This window comes from Microbacterium sp. ISL-103 (assembly GCF_018613995.1).
Classification (GTDB): Bacteria; Actinomycetota; Actinomycetes; order Actinomycetales; family Microbacteriaceae; genus Microbacterium.
Genome location: NZ_JAGGPD010000186.1, coordinates 1 through 5,092, shown reverse-complemented (window position 1 = coordinate 5,092; position 5,092 = coordinate 1). Strand labels below are relative to the sequence as shown.

The window sequence follows — 5,092 nt, the reverse complement described above, 5'->3', positions numbered from 1 at the left end:
GAACGTATCTTGCGGCGCGACACCAGGACCGGAATCGCGGGCAGCGGCATCAGCAGAAACTTGGTCGGGCCAGCGCCGGGATTCTGCAGTGCGAGCAGGGACACATGAATCGTCGACACCGTGATGTACGGAGCAAATGCCCACGGCGGCGGGGCGGTGGGGTGGCTCTGCATCCCCCCATCGTATGGCGGGCGAGGTGAGCCATCGGCCGATCAGGACTCGACGGTCACCTGGGTGATCTGGCCGTCGGCGCCGAGATGCACGGCGGGCCAATACCCTTCGGGAAAGTGTTCACCGCACGAGTCGATGAAGTGCAGGACGACGGTCCCGTCGGCCGACGCCTCGAGAGTCTCGAGAGTGAGGTCGGTCGCAGCATCGTCGAGCTCGTGCTGTTCGGGGGTGCGCGTGCTGAAGGCCGCCACGACGGCATCGGTCGCCAGGCGCCGCAGAACGGGAAGGGCGGCGATCGTCTGGTGGACACGGGGCAGCAGAGCACTCGCTTCGTCGGTCGTCGTACCCTCGATCATCAGGTCGAGCGGAGCACCGCTGACGACCGTTCCGGCTGCGTACCAGTCGTGGGTGAGGACCGTGCCGTCAGCCAGTTCGGTCGTCGCCCGGACGACGGTGCCGAGTTCAGCGTCTTCGATGATCGGATGCTCGTCGTTCATGTCACCTACGCTAGTGGTCGCTCAGGGCGACAGCGCGCGACTCTGGAGTGCGAGCTGCTCTCGCAGGATGCGGATGGCCTTCGGCCCGACGCCGTGAATCACGAGGAGCTCTTTCTCGGATGCGCCGTCGAGCTGATCGAGACGCGTGAAGCCGTTCAGCGCCAGTCCTCGCCGAGCGACGTCGCCCATCGCTGCCGGCAGCTCGGAATCGCCGGTCATGCGCCCAGCTCCAACTCGACGAGTGTGCGGCCGGGCTTCATCTCTGTCTTCTCGGCGAACCCCGCAGCCAAGAACGTTCCGAGGGTGCCGTGGAACAGGTCGTTCGTTCGCTTCTTCTCGCCGCCGGTATCGACCGGATAGCCTTCGATCACCCTCGCCCCGGAAGAGCGGGCGTATTCGACACCTGCGCGGAGCAGTGCGAGGTTGATGCCGGATCCGCGGTGCTCCCGTCGGACCACGAAGCAGGTGACGGCCCACACCGATTCATCGTCGAGGGGCTCGGTAGAGGCAGCCGCGATCATTCGCGTGCGGGGAATACGCTCCTGCCTGATGCGCGGTCCGATGCGGATCCACCCTGCGGCCTCGCCGTCGACGTACGCGATCAGGCCCGGAGGGGGCCCCTGCGCGATCTCGTCGCGGAACATCTCGGTGCGCTGAGGCGTGGTCGTCTCGTTCCAGTCCTTGTTGCTGAGCATCGGCCAGATGCACTGGCAGCTGGCACCATCGCCGCCGCCCGTGAGCGCATGCTGAACGTCGTCCCACCGGGCGGTCGTCGCCACTTCGGTCGTGATCGTCACCATGCTGCGACGCTACGCCGGGCCTCCGACACCCCGCAACGCCCGGCGCTCACTCGGTTCGCGGAGCGCGGCCGGGTGGGGCTAAGATAGGGGAGTTGCCTGCGCGAGAGTGCAGAACAACGGGCTGTGGCGCAGCTTGGTAGCGCACTTGACTGGGGGTCAAGGGGTCGCAGGTTCAAATCCTGTCAGCCCGACCAGAGAAGCCCCGGAGAACCGCAGAAATACGCGGAACTCCGGGGCTTTTTCCATGCCCGATGACAATCCATGGAGCATCGTCGCGGATCTCGCTCCCGTCAACCCCCTCATCGGATACGGGCTGTGCGCGTAGCGTCGCACACACGAACCCGCATCGACAGAGGAGAAGCAATGAGCGATCCGCAGAACACGCAGGGAACCCCGGGCGCCGACGAAGAGGCCGACACCGCCTCCGGTGGCGCGCCAGACGAGTCGAACTCCAAGAGCACCGACGAGATCCTCGAAGACGAGACGACCGACGACGACGGCAAGCCGCTCGAGAACCCGTCGGGCGGTTGAATCGCCCCTGTCCTCAGAACAGCGAAGACCCCCCAACCGGCGCAGGCCGGCTGGGGGTCTTCTTCGGTCTGGGGTCGAGCGACTACGAGTGACGCACGGTCAGCATCAGCCACCCGTCGGGCACCTTGGCCTTGAGCGCTGTCATGTCTTCCGCATCGATCTCCCGCACACCGTCGACCCGCTTGAACGTGCCGGTGGCCTCCATCTTCGCCTCGCCCTTGAGCATCCGCACCGGCGCAGACACGAGGTCGAACCCGGGCTTGCGGTGCTGATCGAGTTCGACGATCACCTCGGCGAGCGTGGTGCCGATGACGTCTGCCGTGCTGGACTCGACGGGGCGGATCAGAGCGTGGAGCATCAGGCCAGCCTATGCCGCGATCCGTCGGCCGCCCCGAGCCTCTCCGAGGCCCTGTTCAACTCGCCGCGGTCGCGAGAGGCGGGAGATGAGGGATGGTGAACGGCGCCATGGAACGACTGGGCGGATTGTGGAATCGCTGCAGATCGTGCAGCACCTCCTCGGCCGACATATATGAGCTCGCCAGAGGAAGATCGCGCATCCACAGCACATCGACTTCGACGGCATCCACCTGATAGATGCAGGCGACCGTCTGGCGTGCGTCGTGCGGTTCGTATCGGTGGTCGACGATCAGCCATTCGGTCTCCGTGACCTTGCGGAGCTCGAACCGGGGATCGGGCATCGTGGACATCTCAACACTCCAATCACTATCGACAGGGATCGGCTGGAGAGGAACGCACCGCGTCCAGACGGGATGACGTCGCCGTCTGACCGACGGGCGTCCTCTGCCCGCCAGAGAATTCACCAGAATTATAGAAAAACCGGTATATCGGCACAAGGACATTCGAATCACCTCAAGCCTCGCGGAAGAGAAGTACGCATCATTGGTGCGCTAGGGGTTCTACCTGTCGTAGACGGTGCGTCCCGCGATCACCGTCCGCACGACTCGTGCGGTGAGCAGCGAGGCATCACCCTCCGAGAACGGGTCGCTGTCGAGCACGGCGAAGTCAGCCGCGTGACCCACCGTGATGCGGCCGCGCCAGGCGCCATCGCCGATGGACGCCGCAGCATCCCGCGTCGCATGAGCGATCGCTCGGTCGAGCGGCAACGCGTACTGCGGCTGCACGGCGGGCATGTCGGGATCGAGAGCGGATGCACGTGTCGCAGCGACATACATGTTCGCCAGCGCCTGGTGCGGGGCCGTCGGCGCATCAGTCGAGAAGGCGAGCAGTGCACCGGCATCCTCGTACTCGGACCACGCGAACGCACGATCTGCTCGCTCATCACCGAGCTGCGCCGCCCAGTTCGCGAAGATCGCCGGGTCAGCATGCACCGGCTGCATGGATGCGGTCACGCCGAGCCGCGCCATGCGTTCGGCCGTCCCCGGAGCGGAATACTCGAGGTGCTCGATCCGATGGCGGCGCGGGATCTCGCCGTTGACGGTGACGGCGTGCTCGATCGCATCCAGTGCGAGCGTGCTGGCTTCGTCGCCGATCGCGTGCATCGCGATCTGCAGACCGGCGGCGTCGGCAGCGGCGACGACCGGCAGCAGTCGCTCCGCCGGCCAGATGAGGTCGGCGTTCGTGCCGTCGGCGTATGGCGCTCGCATCGCCGCAGTACAGGCGTCGATGGTGCCGTCGAGCACGAGCTTGATGCCGATGACTCGAGCGCCGTCGGTCTCGGCGCCTGCGCGCTCGATCGCCTCCGAGACCTGCGCCAGGTTCTGCTCATCGTCGCCCGTGTTCGCGATGAACCAATGCGCCGCGATCCGCAGCGGCAGCGCTCCCCGGCCGACAGCCCGATCGAGCGCCGCCAGGGCGAGGCCGTCGAAGGCCATGTCGACGGCTCCGGTCACGCCGGATTCCAGATACGCCGCGACGACGCGCACGACCGCGGCGTCCCGTTGGTCGTCGGTGGTCGTCGCGTCGCGATGCGCCCATGCGTACTGCTGGGCTGCCGTCTCGTAGAGCATCCCGGTGGCGTCGCCCGCCGCGTTCCGCTCGATGCGTCCGCCGATCGGGTCCGGGGTGGCGCGGGTGATCCCGAGCTCTGCGAGAGCCGCCGTGTTGACCCAGCAGGAGTGGTAGTCGTTGGCGTCGAGGTACACGGGGATATCCGGCACGACGGCGTCGATCATCGCGGCCGTCGGTGCGCCGCCGGGGATGGAGTCGAAGAGCCACCCTCGCCCCCTCAGCACGCCGGCTGCAGCAGACCGCGCCTGGTGCAGCCGTTGCTGGATCTCGGAGAGCGAGCGTGCATCGGTGAGCCCGACCTGGCCGAGTGCCTCGCCCATCATGAGCAGATGGGTGTGCGCGTCGGTGAACCCGGGGAGCACGGTGCGCCCGTCCAGGTCGACGACCGAATCGGTCGTCGGCGCCTCCGCCTCCGCACCGACGAAGGTGAAGAATCCGTCGTCGACGACGACGGCCTCCGCCCAGGCGACGTCGTCGGCCGTGAAGAATCGGGCATTGCGGTACAGCGTGCGGGGCATCAGACGTTCTCCGTGGTCAGGGTCGTGCGCTCGAGACGCGTCGACAGCAGTGCGATGGCGCTCGCAGGCACGGCCAGCACGAAGCTCGCGACACCGAGAGCGATCGCGAAGCCCTGGAAGCCGAGCACGCCCACCAGCGCGGCACCGATGACGGGTGTGAGTGCCGAGCCGACGAGGTAGACGGCGAGCAGGGGGCCCGACCAGCGGCCGTCGGCATCGAGGGCGGCCGAGGTCGAGACGAAGTACATGAAGGCGATCGCGTACACGGTGTTCCATGCGATGAACACGACGATGAACGCGGTCGCGTCGGTGGTGAAGCCTTCGACGATCTTGAGCACGCCCCCTGTCACCAGCAGAATGCCGAGTGGCACCGCGCGTCCGAGCCGCGAGCCGACGATCATCAACAGCACGGAGCCGATGAGACCGCCCGCAGTCGCGCCACTCAGGGCGAGGCCGAGGCCCTCGGGGGTGAGCCCTGTCTGCTCTGCTCCCATGATTCCGGCCATGGCCCAGAGCGAGTCCTCGCTTGCTGCCCAGAGGGCGAACACGACGAGAAGCCCGAAGCCCGCGATGGTGACGGTGCGCG

7 protein-coding genes, 1 tRNA gene and 1 pseudogene are annotated in these 5,092 nt (G+C 67.0%); 2 read left to right on the top strand and 7 right to left on the bottom strand.

What is annotated here, in order from left to right:
• Positions 1 to 212: 212 nt before the first annotated feature.
• From J7E68_RS07730 to J7E68_RS07720, 3 genes are read right to left on the bottom strand one after another with little or no spacing between them, the layout of a single operon-like run.
• Positions 213 to 668 carry a hypothetical protein gene (locus J7E68_RS07730; RefSeq protein WP_215171423.1) on the bottom strand — a complete coding sequence of 152 codons (456 nt, stop codon included), beginning with the start codon at positions 666 to 668 and terminating at the stop codon, positions 213 to 215.
• A gap of 21 nt (positions 669 to 689) precedes the next feature.
• A complete protein-coding gene (locus J7E68_RS07725; RefSeq protein WP_215171421.1) occupies positions 690 to 887 on the bottom strand; it encodes a hypothetical protein in 198 nt (65 codons plus the stop codon).
• The gene (locus J7E68_RS07720) at positions 884 to 1,468 is read right to left on the bottom strand and encodes a GNAT family N-acetyltransferase (protein WP_215171419.1); all 585 of its coding nucleotides are present in this window, start codon (positions 1,466 to 1,468) and stop codon (positions 884 to 886) included. The genes J7E68_RS07725 and J7E68_RS07720 overlap by 4 nt, the downstream gene beginning before the upstream one ends.
• A 117-nt stretch (positions 1,469 to 1,585) precedes the next feature.
• On the opposite strand from J7E68_RS07720, the gene J7E68_RS07715 reads away from it, so the two are divergent.
• Both J7E68_RS07715 and J7E68_RS07710 read left to right on the top strand, forming a co-directional pair.
• Positions 1,586 to 1,662 (top strand) — tRNA-Pro (locus tag J7E68_RS07715).
• Positions 1,663 to 1,831: 169 nt separating this feature from the next.
• Positions 1,832 to 1,999 (top strand): hypothetical protein, encoded by a 168-nt coding sequence (locus J7E68_RS07710; RefSeq protein ID WP_215171417.1) that lies wholly within the window; start codon positions 1,832 to 1,834, stop codon positions 1,997 to 1,999.
• A gap of 82 nt (positions 2,000 to 2,081) precedes the next feature.
• Here the strand turns inward: J7E68_RS07710 and J7E68_RS07705 are convergent, their stop codons facing one another.
• The 4 genes and pseudogenes from J7E68_RS07705 to J7E68_RS07690 all read right to left on the bottom strand — a co-directional run.
• On the bottom strand, positions 2,082 to 2,357 hold the full coding sequence (locus J7E68_RS07705; protein WP_215171414.1) for a hypothetical protein: 276 nt from the start codon (positions 2,355 to 2,357) through the stop codon (positions 2,082 to 2,084).
• Between the two features lie 55 nt (positions 2,358 to 2,412).
• Entirely contained in the window at positions 2,413 to 2,697 is a 285-nt protein-coding gene (locus J7E68_RS07700) for a hypothetical protein (RefSeq protein ID WP_251048759.1), read from the bottom strand.
• A gap of 219 nt (positions 2,698 to 2,916) precedes the next feature.
• Entirely contained in the window at positions 2,917 to 4,506 is a 1,590-nt protein-coding gene (locus J7E68_RS07695; protein ID WP_215171410.1) for an amidohydrolase, read from the bottom strand.
• Positions 4,506 to 5,092 (bottom strand): annotated as a pseudogene (locus tag J7E68_RS07690) (MFS transporter); the annotation flags it as partial. The pseudogene J7E68_RS07690 and the gene J7E68_RS07695, both read right to left, overlap by 1 nt.